We start from the raw sequence: 16813 nt of genomic DNA, 5'->3' as shown, positions 1-16813 counted from the left end.
CCTCAAAGATCGAGCGAGCTGGGCGATGGCCCGACGGTCACCGGTGCACTCGAACCAACATCAGCTCGAGTGAGACAAGGGTGCACCAATGAGCATCACCCCCCAGGCCAGCGGAGCCGCCGGGGAACGGACCGGGCTGCGCGTCGCCTACGGCGGTGCGGTGTACCCCGCCGAGGAGATCGCCCGCGGCGCGGCGTACGAGCTGTTCAGCGCGGACGAGGTGACCGGCTTCGAGTGGACGCCCCGACCGGGGTCGGCGCTGCCGTGGCGCCGGTTCGTGCACACCACCGAGGTGGCGGCGGTCCACGGCGCCCCCGAGCCGGCCGAGGAGCCGGAGGCGCCGCTGCTGGTGCCGCTGCACCGCGAGCGGGGGTGGGCGTCCGTGCACCACCTCTCGCAGCAGCCGCAGGCGGCCGACGACCCGCTGCTCGCGGCGGTGCGGGGGTCCGCGGTGATCCGGCGCGGCACCCGGATGGTGAAGATCCTGTCGGCCCGGCAGCTCGCCGGGTACGTGCGGGGCTGGCTGCCGCACGGCTTCTGCTACCGGGAGTACGACGTCGCGCACCTGCGCACCCCGGCGGCCACGGCGGTGCTGCGCGGCGACGGTGCGGGGGCGCAGGACGGCGTCGACATCACGTACGCGCTGCGCTGGCGGGCGGCCGACCCCTCCGACTACGACGTGCCGGTGGGCGTCGAGCACCGGGGGCTGACCGCGCTGGCGCCCCGGGACCGGTTGGGCGCGGCGGTGCTCGGCACCGGGTTCGTGCCCAGCAGCAACCAGTTGGTGCCGGAGTTCATCACCCGGGACTTCGCGGACCTGCCGATGCCGGCGAACGCGACCCTGCTCGCGTACCCGGCGGACGGCAGCGAGGTGGTGCTGTACACGTACCAGGCGGAGCAGCGGGGGTGGCTGCGGATGGTGGGCCCGCAGTGGCGGCACCTGCTGGCCGCGGTGCCGGGTGTGTCGCCGGACCAGGAGTACGTCCCGACCGGGGAGGCGCCCCGCTCCACCCAGTTGGTCGGCAGCTACGGCGGGGGCGACTACGAGGCGGTCGCCGACATGCCCGGCGGCTTCCGGGTGCTGGCGATGACCCGGGCGGCCCGGTATCCGGTCGACTCGGCGGCCCGCCGGGTGCGGTTCGCGCGGTGGCGGGGGGTGCCGTGCCTGGTGCTGCGGGAGGAGGCCGGCTGGTTGCGGATGCGGCTGTGCCGACCGGGCCCGGAGGTGGTCGTGGCGACCGGCGCGCAGTGCCACGAGCGGGGCGTCTACGAGGCGTGGGCGCCGGGCGCCGAGGTGACCGACGACCAGGTGGTGGACCACCCGTACCCGCTCTGAGGATTTCCTCCGGACGGTGGCCCGTTCCTGTCTGTTCGTCGGCGGAACGGGACAGCCGGGCGACTACGGGACGACTAGGGTCGGCGCGCCCGGCCGATCTCAGGCCGGCATCTCCCCCGGAGGTTCATCCACAGTGATTCGTCGAAGGCTGCTCCGCGCCGTCACGGCGTTGGTGGTGGCGGTGACCGGCGGCGCACTCGCCGTCCCCTCCTCCGCGCAGGCGTACGGGGTGCGCACCCTGTACCCGAGCACCTGGGCCTGGACCGACTCCGCCCAGCCACACACCTCCTTCGTGGGTCACAAGACCGACGCGCCGGTCGGGCGCTGGGTCGACGACCAGGAGGAGGCGCACATCTCCCGCTTCTACGTCTCCTACGACCTCACCCCTCTGCGCGGCCGTTCGATCCACGACGCCGACCTGGCGGTGCGGGAGCGCAGAGTCACCGACTGTTCCCGCACGGCGCCGATCGAGCTGTGGCGTACCGGCGGCATCGGCCCGGCCACGTCGTGGAAGAAGGCCCCGACGGAGCTCGAGCGGGTGGCCGTACTGTCCCGGGCCGAAGCTCAGCCCTGCCCGAACGGCTACCTCGTCCAGGACCTGACCGACGCTCTGCGTGCCGCGCTGGCCCGCGGCGACAGCACGATCACCTTCGGGCTGCGTATCGCCGCCGGCGCCGAGAAGGACAAGAGCCTGAGCCGCTGGGTCGCCTACAACGTCCCGCTCGACGTGTGGCAGAACACCCGCCCGACGGTCTCCGACGCGACGCAGTCCCTGCCCACCGGCACCTGCGGCACCGCGCAGTCGCCGGTCCCGGTGAACGGCAACGGCACGTCCTTCCAGGCGAAGGTCAGCGACCCGGATCCGAACGACTGGCCGTGGGCGGCCTTCGCGGCGTGGCCGGTGGATCAGCCGGACCAGCGGCGCGAGCAGCGCGGCGTCGGGTACGGGGGCGGCGTGTACCGCGTCGACTGGAACACCAGCGACTACCCGCACGACACGCTGGTGGCGTGGGCGGCGCGGGCCGACGACGGGTACGACCGGTCCGACTGGTCGGAGCCGTGCCACGTCCGCGTGGACCGGGTCGCCCCGGCCCAGGCGCCCGAGGTGACCTCCACCGACTACCCGGCCGGCAGCTGGCCGGGCTCCGGCGGGGTGGGCGTCCCCGGCACCTTCCGGTTCGATCCGAAGGGCGAGGCCGACGTCACCCGGTACCGCGTGTACGACTCCAGCCTGGGCGGCAACCAGATCGTCAACGCCCCCGCGCCCGGCGAGGCGGCCACCTTCACCTGGACGCCGCGCCGTTCCGGGCCGCATCGCTTCGAGGTCGTGTCGATCGACGCCGCCGGCAACGTGTCGCCGGAACGCGAGTACGAGTTCGTCGTCCGGTACACCGAGCCCGATGTCGAGGTGGACGTCGCGGGCGTGGGGTTGCCGAGCAGGATCACGATGCGCTCCCCGATCGCGGAGGTGACCAGCTTCGGCTACCGGCTGGGCGACGCCCCCGAGGTCCGGGTCCCGGCGACGGACGCCGCGGCCACGGCGACGGTCACGTTCGCATCCGCCGGCCCCGTCGAGCTGTCCGTCACGGCGTACGTGGGCGAGCAGGTGTCCGGTGTGCACACCCGGTCCGTCCAGGTGGACGACGCGCCGACGGTCACGTCGGACGACTTCGTGTTCCCGGACCGGGACGGGATCGTCGGGCAGGCCGGTGAGTTCGCGTTCCGGCCGCGGACGACGGACGTGGTGGCGTACCGCTACTGGTTCAACCACGCCGACGAGGTCCGCGTGCCCGCGGCGCCGGACGGCACCGCGACCATGTCGTGGACGCCGGAGCAGCCCGACTGGTACTCGCTGTACGTGCGGTCCGAGCGGGCCGACGGCAGCCTCTCGGAAGTGGCGCAGTACCAGTTCTCGGTGATCGACAACCGTCCGGGGGTGTACTCCGGCGACCTGGTGGTCTGGCCGCGGCGGGACGGCGTCGGGGTGCCGGTCGAGTTCTCGTTCGACACGGCGATGCCGGACGTCACCGGCTTCGTGTACCGGTTCAACGACGAGGCGGAGCAGACCGTACCGGCCGAGTTCGGCAGCGCGCGGATCTCCTGGACGCCGAGCCGGTCCGGTGAGCAGCAGGTCACCGTCCGGTCGCGGTTCTCCTCCGGCGAGCTGTCCCCGCCGAGGGAGTGGCCGTTCTCCGTCTGGTCCGGCCCGGTCATCGACTCGCCGCAGTACGGGCCGGGCGGCACCGGCGGGCGGGTGGACCAGCCGGCCACCTTCACGTTCCGCCCCGGCCTGCCGAACGTGCAGCGGTACACCTACCGCTTCGAGCAGGGCGTCGAACAGACTGTGGAGGCGGCGGCCGACGGCACCGCCACCGTCACCTACACCCCGGGCAGCCCCGGCTACCAGACGCTGGAGGTGACCAGCCACAGCGCCGACGGCACGGTGTCGGACCTGCGGACGTTCGCGTTCATCGTCGATGACAACCGGGTCAGCGTCTACGGCTGGTACGGCCCCTGGCACCCGCAGGGCGGCATCGGGGTGCCGGGACACGTCTCGTTCCACTCCCAACTGTTCCCCAACGTGGTGGAGTACCTCTACCGGGTGAACGACGGGCCGGAGCAGACCATCGCGGCCAGCACCGAGGGCACGAGCACGTACCTCACGATCACGCCGGATCGGAACGGGGAGAACACCCTGTACGTCCGCCAGCGGACGAAGGACGGGCAACCGTCCCCGATCACCGAGTACGTGTTTCTCGTCGGCACGGCGCCGCTGGTCACGTCGACGGAGTACCCGAACAACACGTGGGGTGGCGGCGCCGGCACACCCGGCACCTTCACCTTCGGTGGCGGCACGGCCGGGATCGTCGAGTTCGAGTACCGGATCGGCGGCGACGAGCCGAGGACGGTCACCGCGGTGGACGGGTCCGCCTCGATGACCTGGACGCCGTCCGAGCCGGGTGGCTACGACCTGACGGTCCGGGGCCGCAGGGCCGACGGCACCTGGACGGACACCACGACGTACCAGGTTCTGGTGCGGTACTGAGCCGGGGCCGACCCGCCGGCCTCCCCACAGCCCCACCAGCCGCCGCCCCCGACCCGCGTACGCGGGTCGGGGGCGGTTGGCATACCGGCCAACGGCACGGGAATGCGCGCGGGGACCGATGAGGGTGCACGACCTCGGGGAGAGAGCATGCCGTTCATCACCGTGGGGACGGAGAACTCCGCCCCCATCGACCTGTACTACGAGGACCACGGCTCCGGTCAGCCGGTCGTGCTGATCCACGGGTTTCCGTTCAACGGCGCGACGTGGGAGAAACAGACCGGCCCGCTGCTGGCCGCCGGATACCGGACGATCACGTACGACCGGCGCGGTTTCGGCAACTCGGCGCAGCCGGCGTTCGGGTACGACTACGACACGTTCGCCGCCGACCTGGACGTGCTGATGACGGAGCTGGACCTGCGGAACGCGATCCTGGTGGGTCACTCGATGGGCACCGGCGAGGTGACCCGCTACCTGGGCGCGTACGGCTCGGACCGGGTCGAGCGGGCGGTGCTGCTCGCACCGTTGGCGCCGTTCCTGTTGCAGACCGCCGACAATCCGGAGGGCATCGAGAAGAGCCTGTTCGAGGGCTTCCAGAAGGCGATCATCGAGGACCGGTTCGCGTACCTGACCCAGTTCTGCAACGCGTTCTTCAACTACCAGGAGAACAAGGGGAAGCTGGTCAGCGAGGAGGCGTTCCGGGGGCACTGGGAGATCGGCGCGCGGGCCTCAGCGAAGGGCACCCACGACTGCGTGGACGCCTGGCAGACCGACTTCCGCGGTGACCTGCCGAACATCGACGTGCCGGTGCTGATCGTCCAGGGTGACAAGGATGCCGTGCTGCCGTACCCGAAGACCGGTGCGCGACTCCAGCCGATGCTGCCGGGCAGCCAGTTGGTCACGCTGAAGGGCGCCCCGCACGGCACCCCGTGGACCAACGCGCCCGAGGTGAACCGGGCGATCATGGAGTTCATCGGCGCGCCGACGATGGCCCGCGCCTGAGCGGGCGTGCGACGCGGCGGGCGTGCGCAGACCGCGGCCCACGTCGACGGCCCCGGGGCTCACGAGGCCCCGGGGCCGTGGCGGGTCAGCCGCCCAGCCGGGCCAACTCCTCGTCGACGATCGACGGGTCGAGCTTGCGGAACACCGGCTTGGGCGCGGCGAGCGGGCGGCCCACCTTTAGCGGCACCGACTCCCAGCGCGCGCCGACCGTGTAGTCACCGGTCAGCACCGGGTACGCCGGCCCGCCGTCGAGGTCCTCGACCTCCTCGATCACCGGCATCGGAGCGTGCACGCCGGCGCCGCCCAGCAGCTCGTGGATCTTCTGCGCCGAGTGCGGCAGGAACGGGGTGAGCAGCGTGTTCGCGTCGCTGACCACCTGGAGGGCGACGTGCAGGATGGTGCCCATGCGGGGCTTGTCGGCCTCGTCCTTGAGCTTCCACGGCGCCTGCTCGGACAGGTAGCGGTTGGCCTCGGCGACCACCTTCATCGCCTCGCCGATGGCCTGCTTCTGCCGGTGCTTGCCGATCAGCTCGCCGACCGTCGCGAAGCCGCCGCGGGCCACCGCGAGCAGCGCCTCGTCGGCCTCGGTGAGCCCGGCCGGGTCGACCGGCGGGATCGCGCCGAAGTTCTTCGCGGCCATCGAGACGGACCGGTTGACCAGGTTGCCCCACCCGGCGACGAGCTCGTCGTTGTTGCGGCGGAGGAACTCGGCCCAGGTGAAGTCGGTGTCGTTGCTCTCCGGGCCGGCGACGGCGATGAAGTAGCGCAGCGCGTCGGCGTCGTACCGGTCGAGGAAGTCCCGGACGTAGATGACCACCTTGCGCGACGAGGAGAACTTTCGCCCCTCCATGGTCAGGAACTCGCTGGAGACCACCTCGGTCGGCAGGTTCAGCCGGCCCAGCTCGCCGGGCTGCCCGTCGCGCGCGCCCTCACCGGAGTAGCCGGACAGCAGCGCGGGCCAGATCACCGAGTGGAAGACGATGTTGTCCTTGCCCATGAAGTAGTAGCCCCGGGCGTCCTTGCCCTCCCCGTCGGCGGACCACCACCTGCGCCACGCTTCCGGGTCGCCGGAGCGGCGGGCCCACTCGATCGAGGCGGACAGGTAGCCGATCACCGCGTCGAACCAGACGTAGATGCGCTTGTCCGGCCGGTCCCGCCAGCCGTCGAGCGGGATCGGGACGCCCCATTCGAGGTCGCGGGTGATGGCCCGGGGCTGGAGGTCGTCGAGCAGGTTCTTCGAGAAGCGCAGCACGTTGGGCCGCCAGCCCTCGCGGGTGTCCAGCCACTGCCGCAGCGCCTCGGCCAGGGCCGGCAGGTCCAGGAAGAAGTGCTCGGTCTCGACGAACTTCGGCGTCTCCCCGTTGATCTTCGACCTGGGGTTGATCAGGTCGATCGGGTCGAGCTGGTTGCCGCAGTTGTCGCACTGGTCGCCGCGGGCGCTCTCGTAGCCGCAGATCGGGCAGGTGCCCTCGATGTAGCGGTCGGGCAGCGTCCGGCCGGTGGACGGCGAGATCGCGCCCATGGTGGTCTTCGGCACGATGTAGCCGTTGCGGTGCATCCCCTCGAACAGCTGCTGCACCACCGCGTAGTGGTTGCGGGTGGTGGTGCGGGTGAACAGGTCGTACGACAGACCGAGGCCGTGCAGGTCCTCGACGATCACCCGGTTGTAGCGGTCGGCGAGCTCGCGGGGGGTGACCTGCTCGGCGTCGGCCTGCACCTGGATCGGCGTGCCGTGCTCGTCGGTGCCGGAGACCATGAGCACGTCGTGGCCGGCCATGCGCATGTACCGGGCGAAGACGTCGGAGGGAACGCCGAAACCGGAGACATGGCCGATGTGGCGCGGGCCGTTGGCGTAGGGCCAGGCAACCGCGGCGAGAACGTGACTCATGACCAGCAAGCCTAGTGACCCGCGCCGGACGGCTGCGAACCAATAGGGCGCGAGTCGGTCACCCGGTGCGCCGGCCGCCGGCGACCGGCCGGTCGGCGGGCCGGTCCGGCGACCCCGACGGGGCAGCCCGTCCGATTTGTCGCCGACACGCGGTCCGACGTGCCGGGCCGGATGCACGCAGCGGTGTGCAATGGACACCGTGAGTGGCAGACGAGCCGACGAGCGTCCGTCCGGCCCGCCGGCCGGCGGCCGCCACGACCCCGCCGGACCGCCACGCGGGAACGCCGTGGCGCCACACCCGCGGCCGGTCCCTTCCGCACCGCCGGAGGCAGAGCCGGCCGTCGAGGTCGAGCCGACCACCGGGGCGCCGGTCGACGCCCTGCCCCGCCGGGTCCCGGTCCGTCAGCCCCGCCGACTGCGCCGTGGTCGTTCCCGGGCCGGGGGTACGCCGGACGGCGACGAGGCGTGGGCGCCGATCGAGGAGGTGCACTGGGACGGCACGCCGGTCAAGACGGAACCGGAGCCCGAGCGCACCCGGTCGGCCCGGTTCGAATGGTGGCGGCGACGGGTCCGCCGGTCCGCGTACCCGCCCGACCCGCTGCCCGGGCTGGCCACGCTGGTCGCCCTCAGCCTGGTGGCGGCGTTCTTCGCCTGGGTGAGCGCGGCCCCGCTGTGGATCGCCGTCGGACACTCCACGGCCGGCCGCGTGGTGATCGACGACTGCACCGGCGGCGGGCTCACCCAGCGCTGTCGGGGCAACTTCCTCGCCACCGAGGCCCGGTGGGTCGCGCACGGGGTGACGGTGAGCGGCGTGCCGGCGGAGCGGGCTACGCCCGGCAGTTGGGTGGCGGCCCGGATGACCGGCCCGGACGCCAGCACCGCGTACGTCGACGGCGGGGCCGCCGGGCACCTGCGCTGGCTGCTCGGCCTGCTGACGGTGGTGGGCTGCGGCGCCGGGATCGCCCGCTGGGCCGGGGCCACCCGGCTGGCCGACCGCCGCGCCCGCCGCTGGGCGATCGCCGCCTCGGCCGCCGGGCCGTTCCTCATCACGGTCGGCTTCCTCGCCGCCGCCTGGTGAGGTGCGAGGAAGGGCCCCCTGTTAACGCCTGGTGCACTGAAAGGGTCTCTTCCTTGCACCTCAGCGGTGGACCACGTCGTAGACCTCGCGGCGGCGCAGGCCGTACTCGGCGGCGACCTCGGTGACCGCGTCGCGGCGGGACCTGCCGGCCGCCTCCCGCTCGGCGACCGCGGCGCGCAGCGTGTCGTCGTCCGGCCGCGCGGCGGCGACCGGCGGCGCACCGGCCACCACCAGCGTGATCTCGCCGCGGGGCTCCCCCTCGGCGGCCCACTCGGCCAACTGCCCCAGCGGGCGTCGGAGCACCTCCTCGTACGTCTTGGTCAGTTCGCGGCACAGCGCGGCCGGCCGGTCGGCCCCGAACGCGGCGGCGAAATCGGCGAGAGCGCCGGTGATCCGGTGCGGCGCCTCGAAGAAGACCAGGGTCCGCTCCTCGGTGGCGAGCGCGCGGAGCCGGGACCGCCGGGCGGCGGGGGTACGCGGCAGGAAGCCCTCGAAGCAGAACCGGTCGCTGGGCAGCCCGGAGAGGGCCAGCGCCGTGGTGACCGCGCTGGGACCGGGTGCGGCGGTGACCGGCACCCCGGCGTCCAGCGCCGCCCGGACCAGCCGGTACCCCGGGTCCGACACGCTCGGCATGCCCCCGTCGGTCACGAGGGCGACCACGTACCCGGCGGCGAGCACGTCGACCAGTTCCGGCGTACGCCGTTCCTCGTTGCCCTCGAAGTACGAGACGATCCGCCCGGGCACGGTCACGTCCAGGTCCCGGGCGAGTCGGGTGAGCCGCCGGGTGTCCTCGGCGGCCACCACGTCGGCGGCGGCGAGCACCTCGCGGAAGCGAGCGGACGCGTCGGCCGGGTTCCCGAGCGGCGCGCCGAGGAGGATCAGGCGCCCGGGATCGGCCATTTCTCCCACGAATGGTGCTCCTTCATCGACGGCGGTAGGGATTGTGGAGACGACGGCCGCCACCGGCCACCTTGGCAGCCTACGATCGCGGGGTGACTCAGGCGTCGACAGCGCACCCCGCCGGCCAAGCCGAGCCGGAGCACGCGGTTCCCGAGGACCGGGACCGGCCTCCCGGCGACCGCAGCGGCGGCCTCTCCGGCGTGGTCCGGCGCCGGCTCGCCACCGTCGACGCCCACCTCGACGGGCGGTCCTGGCTGGCGACCGCGGTGATCGTCGCGATCGCGGCGATCCTGCGTTTCCTCAATCTCAGTCACCCGCCGGGCAAGGTCTTCGACGAGGTCTACTACGCCCGCGACGCGTGGGGGCTGGTCGACAAGGGCGTCGAGTGGAACTACAAGGACGGCGGCCCGTCGTACGTGGTCCACCCGCCGCTGGGCAAGTGGCTGATCGGGCTCGGCGAGTGGGCCTTCGGGTACTCCGACGCCGAGCACGGCGTCTCGGCCGCCGGCCACCTGGTCACCACCGCCCCGGAGTTCGCCTGGCGGTTCTCGGCGGCGCTGGTCGGGACGCTGTCCGTGCTGCTGCTGGTACGGATCGCGCGGCGACTGTTCCGGTCGACCGTACTGGCCTGCGCCGCCGGCCTGCTGCTCGCCCTCGACGGGTTCCACCTGGTGCTGTCGCGCACCGCGCTGCTCGACATCTTCCTGCTCTTCTTCGTGCTGGCCACCTTCGGCGCGCTGGTACTCGACCGGGACGCCCGCCGGCGGCGCTGGGCCCGGGCGCTGGAGGCCGGGCTCGACCCGAGCCGGCCCGGTCGCGCCGGCCGGCCCCCGGGTGGCTGGCGGAACTGGCCGTGGTGGCGGCTGGCGGCCGGGGTGCTGTTCGGCTGCGCCTGCGCCGTGAAGTGGAGCGCCCTGTACTTCCTGCCGGCCTTCGCGCTCCTGGTGATCCTCTGGGAGGTCGGTGTCCGCCGCTCCGCCGGCGCACGGCGGCCCTGGCGGGACACCGTGCTGGACGAGGCACCCTGGCTGGTGCTGGCCGGGCTGCTGATGGTGGTCACCTACGTGGCCACCTGGTCCGGCTGGCTGCTGGGCGACGAGGGCTACTACCGGGTGGTCGACGCGCAACGGTGGCCGAACGCCCCGCTGAGCGACACCCCGGTGATCGGGGCGCTCGCCAACCTGATCGAGTACCACAAGGCCGCGTACGGCTTCCACGCCCAGCTGGACGACCCCCACAAGTACCAGTCGTGGCCGTGGCAGTGGCTGCTGCTGGGCCGGCCGGTCGCCTTCTACTGGTCCGGCGACGGGTCCTGCGGGGCGGCGAGCTGCGCCTCCGAGGTCCTGCTGCTCGGCACTCCCCTGCTCTGGTGGTCGTTCCTGCCGGCCCTGGTCGCGCTGGCCTGGCTGGGTCTGGCCCGGCGGGACTGGCGGGCCGGGGCGATCCTGCTCTGCGTGGCCGCCGGTCTGCTGCCGTGGTTCTGGTTCGCCGTCGACGGCGGGCGCACGATGTTCTCCTTCTACACCGCGCCGACGCTGCCGTTCCTGGTGCTGGCGGTGACGTACGTGCTGGGCGCGATCGTCGGCCCGCCGGACCCGCCCGGGGACGCCGCGGCACGGGCGGCCAGCCGCGACCGCCGGCTCGTCGGCGGGGTCATCGTCGGGGCGTACGTACTGCTGGTCGCGCTCTGCTTCGCGTACTTCCATCCGCTCTTCGTCGGCGAGACGATCCCGTACGCCGACTGGTCCGACCGGATGTGGCTGGACGGCCGCTGGATCTGATCTGCGTCGGTGTCGTGGCGGCGGCCGGCTGCCGCCACGACACCGACGGCCGGATGACGGAAAGGGCCCGCACGCAGCGCGTGCGGGCCCTTTCGACATAGATGCGCGCCCCGATCGCCTGCCACGGGGGAAGCGGGCGATTGGAGCGCGCAGTGAGAGCTTAACCAGCCCGGAGCAGCGGCACAACGGGTCGACTCGGGTCAGATTTCCGACCGGAGCCACGCCGGACAGTTGGTTTACATCCGACAGCTGACGGTCCGTCAGCCAATGGGGACGTTACGAGACGGTTAACGATAGACCGGCGTGAATCGGATCGATCGGCCGAGGCGCAGCGGATTCCCGCAGCGTATCGACGGATTTAACATCCTCGTCATCCCCCGTGGGGTCCACCGGCACCCGGCACGACTGCACTGTCGGCCGACCCCCCGACCGATCGGATGGAGTACGCGATGACCCGCACCCTCCGCTGGTTCGGTGGCCTCCTGGCCGCCGCCACTCTCTCGACCCTCGGCCTCGCCGCTCCGGCGCGCGCGGCGACGATCTCGGTGCCGCTGCGCACCCTCGTCGCCGACCTGCCCGTCGCCTCCGAGGTGCGCACCGGATACTCCCGTGACCTGTTCCCGCACTGGATCGACGCCGACGGGGACGGCTGCAACACCCGGTACGAGGTGCTGATCGCCGAGGCCACCACCAAGCCCTCGGTCGGCTCCGGCTGCTACCTCTCCGGCGGTCGCTGGTACTCCTACTACGACGCCGCCTACTGGACCAACCCGTCGGACCTCGACATCGACCACCTGGTGCCGCTCGCCGAGGCGTGGGACTCGGGGGCCCGCAACTGGACCACCTCCCGCCGGCAGTCGTTCGCCAACGACCTCGGCGACGCCCGCTCGCTGGTGGCGGTGACCGACAACGTCAACCAGGCCAAGGGTGACCAGGACCCGGCGACCTGGCTGCCGACGTACGAGCGGTGCCGCTACGTCCGCGAGTGGGCGGCGGTGAAGACCCGCTGGCGGCTGACCGTGGACAGCGGCGAGAAGAACACGCTGACCAGTGTTGCCAACTCCTGCTCGAACGTTACGGTCACCGTGACCCACGCGTACTGACCGGGAGGGGCGAGGCTGATGAGCCCGCTGGAGCGCGTACGCGCAATCTGCCTCGCCCTGCCCGAGGTCACCGAGCGGCCCAGCCACGGCTCGCCGACCTGGTTCGTCCGGGGAAAGAGCGTCTTCGTCACGCTGCACGCCGACGGCCACCACGCCAACGACTTCCCGCACCTGTGGTGCGCCGCCCCGCCGGGCGCCCAGGAGGCCCTGACCGCCGCCGAGCCCGGCCGCTTCTTCCGGCCGCCCTATGTGGGCGGTCGCGGTTGGCTCGGCGTACGCCTGGACGGGCCGGTGGACTGGCCGGAGATCGCCGAGCTGTGCGAGGACGCGTACCGGGTGATCGCCCCACGCCGCCTCGTCGCCCTGCTCGACGGCGGCGCGACCGACCGGCGGTGAACGGGTGACCGTCGGGCGCTGAGCACGCCGGCGTCGCCCGCTCCGGCGTCACCGCCGTGGGGGCGCGATCAGCTGGTCCTGGATTGCCGGGGCAGCCAGCCGATGAACCGCTCCTGCAACGACGCACCGGCCGGCGACGGCAGATCCTGGGTGGCGGCGGCGAGGCAGGACCCGAGGTAGACGGTGAGCATGGCGCGATCCAGCCGGTACTCCCGCAGCAGGAGGTCGCGCTTCGGCTCGCACGGCCAGTCGGCGCCACAGGTCCCGCAGGTCCACTCCGGGGCGGACGGGGCATGTTCTCCCGTCGTGGACAACGGGGGTTCCGCAGCACCGGTCATCGCGCTCCCTCTCGCAGCTCGCACCTCGACCCGGTTCAGGCCAGTCACAGTCGACAGTGGATGGCCACCGGGGTGTCGGCCCTACAGCGTCGTGAAACGCCCAGACGTTACATGACTGCGGTACGTTGATCGACCATGGTCGTCGACACGCTGCCGGTGCACCGGGCACCTGCCGGGCGGGCACCCGTCGCGTCGCACCCCTCGAGGAACCCGGATGCGTGACCTGGTGCCACCGGCGGTCGCGGTCGTGGTGGCCGACCTCGCGGACTGGACGGGCGCCCTGCTGCCGGCCGAGCTGGCCTGCCTCGGCGAACGGGCGGTGGAGAGCCGGCGGCGTGACTTCACCGCCGGCCGGGTCTGCGCCCGGCGCGCCATCGCCGCGCTGGGCCTGCCGCCGATCGCGGTGCCGGCCGCCGCCGACCGCGCGCCGGTCTGGCCGGCCGGGGTGGTCGGCGCGATCACCCACACCCGCGGCTACTGCGCCGCCGCGGTGGCCCGCGCCGCGGAGGTCCGGTCCGTCGGCCTCGACGCCGAGCAGCACAAGGACCTCAACCCGGGGGTACGCCGGGCGATCCTCCTCGGCGAGGAGGAGGACCACCTGGCGCGGCTGCCGGGGGGTGTTTCCTGGCCGGCGGTCGTGTTCAGCGCCAAGGAGACGGTCTACAAGGTGTGGAACCCGATGGTCGGCACCTGGCTGGACTTCCACGACGCGCACGTGCAGCTCGACCCGGAGGCCGGGACGTTCACCGCCCGCATCGCCCCCGCCCGGGTGGCCGCCGCCCCGGTGGCCGACCCGCCGACCGTCATCACCGGCCGCTTCGCCGTCGAGCCGGCGCTGGTGCGTACCGCAGCCGTCCTCCTTCCGGAGTAACCGCCCCTTCACCCGGTATGGGCGACGGCGACGGCGACCGGGCCGACGCGGAGGACGCCGTCGTCCAGGGGTGTGCAGCGGACGCCGCCCCGGCGGCGCAGCGCCCGGAACGCGCCCGCGCCGATCGCGACGTCCATCCACGCGCAGGGATTCGCCGGCCGGTTCACCTGGAGCCGGACCGGCCCGTCACCCGAGTCGAGGGTGAGCACCGAGCCGACCAGGTCATCCACCGCGATGCCGGCGGTGAGGATGTTCCGCCGTACCTGCACCAGGTCGGCGCCCGGCGGCAGCGACTCCCGGGCGATCACCGTGACGCTCGCGTTGCGGTGCGCCGGCTTGCCGAAGTAGCGATCACCCACGATGCCCAAGCCGGCCCGGAGGTGCACCTCGTCGACGAGTTCGCCGGGCGGCGCGGGCGGCGCGCCGTCCGCCGGCCGGCCTACGTAGCGGTGCACGGGCGACGCCAGCAACTGGACGATCTCGGGCACGCCGCTGAGTCTACGAAGGGATCCCGGCACGGCCTCGGCGTTCGGCTGGAAGGCCCCCTCCGGGTCGTCGAGGCACCGGCGTCACCACCTCGCGTACCGGGTGCGCCGGGACGGACGAGGCCAGCCCGTTTCACCTCCCTGCTGACGGGGACGCGTAACGCAGGGCGGGGAACTACCCTGTCCGCCGCGCCGACAGGGGAGGCGACATGAGCGTGGAGCGGGCGACCGACAACATCGAGCAACTCGCCGGCCCGGCTCGGGCCCGGATGGGCGACTTGAACCGGAACGAGCGGTCCGAGGCGGAACGGGTACGGAAGCACGACGAGATCCACGGTCAGCGGCCCGGCGAGCACGTCCAGGAGGACGCCCGGGACACCCCGGACAACTTCACCACCTGATCGCTTTCTTTCTCTGGGAAGGCCGCCTCCGTGCGCGGGGGCGGCCTTCGGTCCGGACGTGGCGGCATGTGTGGACGTTTCAGGAGGCGCCCGGTTGGGGCAGATATTCGTGACCGACCATGCAGACCAGGGAGGCCGCGACCATGGCTAAGGGCAACATCGACACGTACCCGCAGGACGGCCAGTGGAAGAACCGCCCCGAGGGCAACCAGCGCGCCAGCAGCGTGCACGACACCAAGGCGGAAGCGGAGGCCACCGGCCGGGAGATGGCCAAGCAGCGCGACGCCGAGCACGTGATCAAGAAGCAGGACGGCACGATCGGCGAGAAGAACACGTACCCGCGCAGCCGCGACCCCCGAGAGATCCCCGGCTGAGCCACGCGCGCATGGCAGAGGCCGTCGTCCCGTGGGGATGACGGCCTCTGCCGTACGGGTGGGTGTCGGTGGTGCCTGCGGAGATCCGGGCGTGAGCGCGACCGGAATGAGGAGCCATGGCGGGATCCGATGCAGCGGCCCTATTCCACGTCTTTGGCCAGGACTGCGACCGCGACCTTACCCACCACCGTCGTCAGGACGTAGTTGGTCGAGCCGCTGAAAACGACACCTACGCCGGCTGGGACCGCCTTTGCCATCGCCTTCTGGGTGAAGGTGATGGACACCCGCTTGAACAGCTGCTTGATCGTGACCAGGGCGGGTCCCCGCAGGTACTGGAAGACCAACTTCTGGGCGATCTTCTGAACTGCTGCCTTGCCGCCGTTCGCCGCCAACTGTTCCGCCGAACCCGCCAACGCGAGCACGAAGGCGAGGTGCTTCTTGTCCTCACTGCTCAGCTCGGCCTCGTAGACCTCAACCAGACACATGCACATGTCGATCTGGAGCTTGAGTGCCATGGCGAGGTCAGTGGCCCCGCCGCCCAGGACAGCGACCGCCGTTCCGACCCCCGGAATCACGCTCGGGGCCGCGGTGACAACACCACTGGCTGCCGAAAGTTTGGAGTACCGGCTGATCACCTTGGCGGCGATCCGGCGCTTGTCCTCCAGGCTCTCGGGCTCCCGCTTGAACTTGGCCTCGAAGGTCGCACGGTAACCGCCCACGAGCTTGGTGGCCGCCTCCGGTGTGATGGCGATCGCCTCCACGACCTTCTGGATCGGAGACGGCTCAAGCTCACCCCCCGCGTCGTTCATCAATTTCCTCCCAGGTCCAGTGCACCCACGAATAGAGCAGGCAGCACTGCGCACAATGGTGCACGCAAAACTCGGTGACTTCACGCAGCCAATTTCACGAAATCAGTCTCGTGCGGCCAGGGCGAGAAGTGACCCGGCTGGTCCATCGCCGCCCTTGCCGAGGAGTTCGGGCTGGCTCGGCGGCCAGGATCTACTTAGTTGGGTTGGCTGGAATGAAGTCAGATGTTCGCAATAGCGTCCGCTCGTCGGCCATCCTCTGACCATCCACTTCTTGGCGCTGAACGTTGCGGCGGTACTGAGACGGGCGGTCCCGCGCTCCATCCAGGACGGCACGTACCGCCGCATCCGCCCCCGGATGGGTCGACGACCACCTCCGCGGCCAGGTTGAACGCGAGGCCCGCCTGATGCCGGGACGCGCACGCGCCAACGGCGACGGACCCGACCCTGTCCTGCCGCAACGGCTTCACCCCCTACGCCCCGGGTCAGCAAGCCCGACGGCAAGAGCACCCTCACGTACGGCTACGGCAAGATCCGCGAGGCCGACGCCGCTGCCGGATCCGCTCGCGGCCCGCTCCCATCGACTCCGCGGCTCCACGACTGCTGCACTCGCTGCTGCACAAGATCGAAAAGGCCGTCTCCCACCAGGGAAACGGCCTTCGAGCTGGGTGGAGCTGAGGGGATTTGAACCCCTGACCCCCTCGATGCGAACGAGGTGCGCTACCGGTCTGCGCCACAGCCCCTCCGCCGGCGTGCCGGCGTCGGTCCCACCCGTCATTCACCGGGCGGGCCGGCGACAAGGCTAACAGGTCACCGACCCTCCCCGCGAATCACCCCCGGCGCGCCGGGGTCACACCAAGATCCACACGACTTCCGGGAAGTTGCGGCATCCAGCGGACTCGGACACCGCACCTTCCCGGAAGTTGCGCGCTCACCCCGACCGCGACACCCCGATCTCCCGGACGTTGCGCGCTCACCCCGACCGCGGCACCCCGACTTCCCGGACGTTGC

General features: G+C 72.0%; 15 protein-coding genes and 1 tRNA gene. 10 read left to right on the top strand and 6 right to left on the bottom strand.

What is annotated here, in order from left to right:
* The first annotated feature begins 88 nt into the window (after nucleotides 1–88).
* The 3 genes from AB0873_RS25350 to AB0873_RS25340 all read left to right on the top strand — a co-directional run bounded on the left by AB0873_RS25350 (nucleotide 89) and on the right by AB0873_RS25340 (nucleotide 5381).
* On the top strand, nucleotides 89–1336 hold the full coding sequence (locus AB0873_RS25350) for a hypothetical protein (protein ID WP_366602640.1): 1248 nt from the start codon (nucleotides 89–91) through the stop codon (nucleotides 1334–1336).
* Between the two features lie 133 nt (nucleotides 1337–1469).
* Nucleotides 1470–4382, top strand: a complete 2913-nt coding sequence (locus tag AB0873_RS25345) for a hypothetical protein (RefSeq protein WP_366602638.1) — start codon at nucleotides 1470–1472, stop codon at nucleotides 4380–4382.
* 147 nt (nucleotides 4383–4529) lie between these two features.
* Nucleotides 4530–5381 carry an alpha/beta hydrolase gene (locus tag AB0873_RS25340; protein ID WP_366602636.1) on the top strand — a complete coding sequence of 284 codons (852 nt, stop codon included), beginning with the start codon at nucleotides 4530–4532 and terminating at the stop codon, nucleotides 5379–5381.
* An 85-nt stretch (nucleotides 5382–5466) separates the two neighbouring features.
* Here AB0873_RS25340 and metG read toward each other — a convergent pair whose 3' ends face one another.
* Entirely contained in the window at nucleotides 5467–7269 is a 1803-nt protein-coding gene (gene metG, locus AB0873_RS25335) for a methionine--tRNA ligase (protein WP_366602634.1), read from the bottom strand.
* A gap of 190 nt (nucleotides 7270–7459) precedes the next feature.
* Between metG and AB0873_RS25330 the strand changes: the two genes are divergently transcribed.
* Nucleotides 7460–8347, top strand: a complete 888-nt coding sequence (locus tag AB0873_RS25330; protein ID WP_230688865.1) for a hypothetical protein — start codon at nucleotides 7460–7462, stop codon at nucleotides 8345–8347.
* A gap of 60 nt (nucleotides 8348–8407) precedes the next feature.
* On the opposite strand, the gene rsmI is transcribed toward AB0873_RS25330, so the two are convergent.
* Entirely contained in the window at nucleotides 8408–9256 is an 849-nt protein-coding gene (gene rsmI, locus AB0873_RS25325; RefSeq protein ID WP_366602632.1) for a 16S rRNA (cytidine(1402)-2'-O)-methyltransferase, read from the bottom strand.
* 83 nt (nucleotides 9257–9339) lie between these two features.
* On the opposite strand from rsmI, the gene AB0873_RS25320 reads away from it, so the two are divergent.
* The 3 genes from AB0873_RS25320 (at nucleotide 9340) to AB0873_RS25310 (ending at nucleotide 12527) form a co-directional block, all read left to right on the top strand.
* Complete coding sequence (locus AB0873_RS25320; RefSeq protein WP_366602630.1) at nucleotides 9340–11028, top strand: phospholipid carrier-dependent glycosyltransferase; 1689 nt, start codon at nucleotides 9340–9342, stop codon at nucleotides 11026–11028.
* Between the two features lie 449 nt (nucleotides 11029–11477).
* Complete coding sequence (locus tag AB0873_RS25315; RefSeq protein ID WP_155328989.1) at nucleotides 11478–12131, top strand: HNH endonuclease family protein; 654 nt, start codon at nucleotides 11478–11480, stop codon at nucleotides 12129–12131.
* A gap of 18 nt (nucleotides 12132–12149) precedes the next feature.
* On the top strand, nucleotides 12150–12527 hold the full coding sequence (locus AB0873_RS25310) for an MmcQ/YjbR family DNA-binding protein (RefSeq protein ID WP_155328990.1): 378 nt from the start codon (nucleotides 12150–12152) through the stop codon (nucleotides 12525–12527).
* Nucleotides 12528–12595: 68 nt separating this feature from the next.
* Here the strand turns inward: AB0873_RS25310 and AB0873_RS25305 are convergent, their stop codons facing one another.
* A complete protein-coding gene (locus AB0873_RS25305; protein WP_366602627.1) occupies nucleotides 12596–12865 on the bottom strand; it encodes a hypothetical protein in 270 nt (89 codons plus the stop codon).
* A gap of 214 nt (nucleotides 12866–13079) precedes the next feature.
* On the opposite strand from AB0873_RS25305, the gene AB0873_RS25300 reads away from it, so the two are divergent.
* Nucleotides 13080–13736, top strand: coding sequence for a 4'-phosphopantetheinyl transferase superfamily protein (locus AB0873_RS25300; RefSeq protein ID WP_155328992.1), 657 nt, complete (start codon nucleotides 13080–13082; stop codon nucleotides 13734–13736).
* Nucleotides 13737–13744: 8 nt separating this feature from the next.
* Here the strand turns inward: AB0873_RS25300 and AB0873_RS25295 are convergent, their stop codons facing one another.
* Nucleotides 13745–14224 (bottom strand): molybdenum cofactor biosysynthesis protein, encoded by a 480-nt coding sequence (locus AB0873_RS25295; RefSeq protein WP_366602626.1) that lies wholly within the window; start codon nucleotides 14222–14224, stop codon nucleotides 13745–13747.
* Nucleotides 14225–14430: 206 nt separating this feature from the next.
* On the opposite strand from AB0873_RS25295, the gene AB0873_RS25290 reads away from it, so the two are divergent.
* Both AB0873_RS25290 and AB0873_RS25285 read left to right on the top strand, forming a co-directional pair.
* Entirely contained in the window at nucleotides 14431–14622 is a 192-nt protein-coding gene (locus tag AB0873_RS25290; RefSeq protein ID WP_155328994.1) for a general stress protein CsbD, read from the top strand.
* Between the two features lie 143 nt (nucleotides 14623–14765).
* Entirely contained in the window at nucleotides 14766–14996 is a 231-nt protein-coding gene (locus tag AB0873_RS25285) for a DUF2188 domain-containing protein (protein WP_366602625.1), read from the top strand.
* A gap of 140 nt (nucleotides 14997–15136) precedes the next feature.
* Here AB0873_RS25285 and AB0873_RS25280 read toward each other — a convergent pair whose 3' ends face one another.
* Complete coding sequence (locus AB0873_RS25280; protein ID WP_366602623.1) at nucleotides 15137–15805, bottom strand: hypothetical protein; 669 nt, start codon at nucleotides 15803–15805, stop codon at nucleotides 15137–15139.
* A gap of 666 nt (nucleotides 15806–16471) precedes the next feature.
* Nucleotides 16472–16545, bottom strand: a tRNA-Ala gene (locus tag AB0873_RS25275).
* Between the last annotated feature and the right edge of the window lie 268 nt (nucleotides 16546–16813).

It is taken from the genome of Micromonospora sp. NPDC047707 (assembly GCF_040704235.1).
Taxonomy (GTDB): Bacteria; Actinomycetota; Actinomycetes; order Mycobacteriales; family Micromonosporaceae; genus Micromonospora.
The sequence above is the reverse complement of the archived record's forward strand: the minus strand, read 5'-3'. Positions and strand labels throughout refer to the sequence as shown.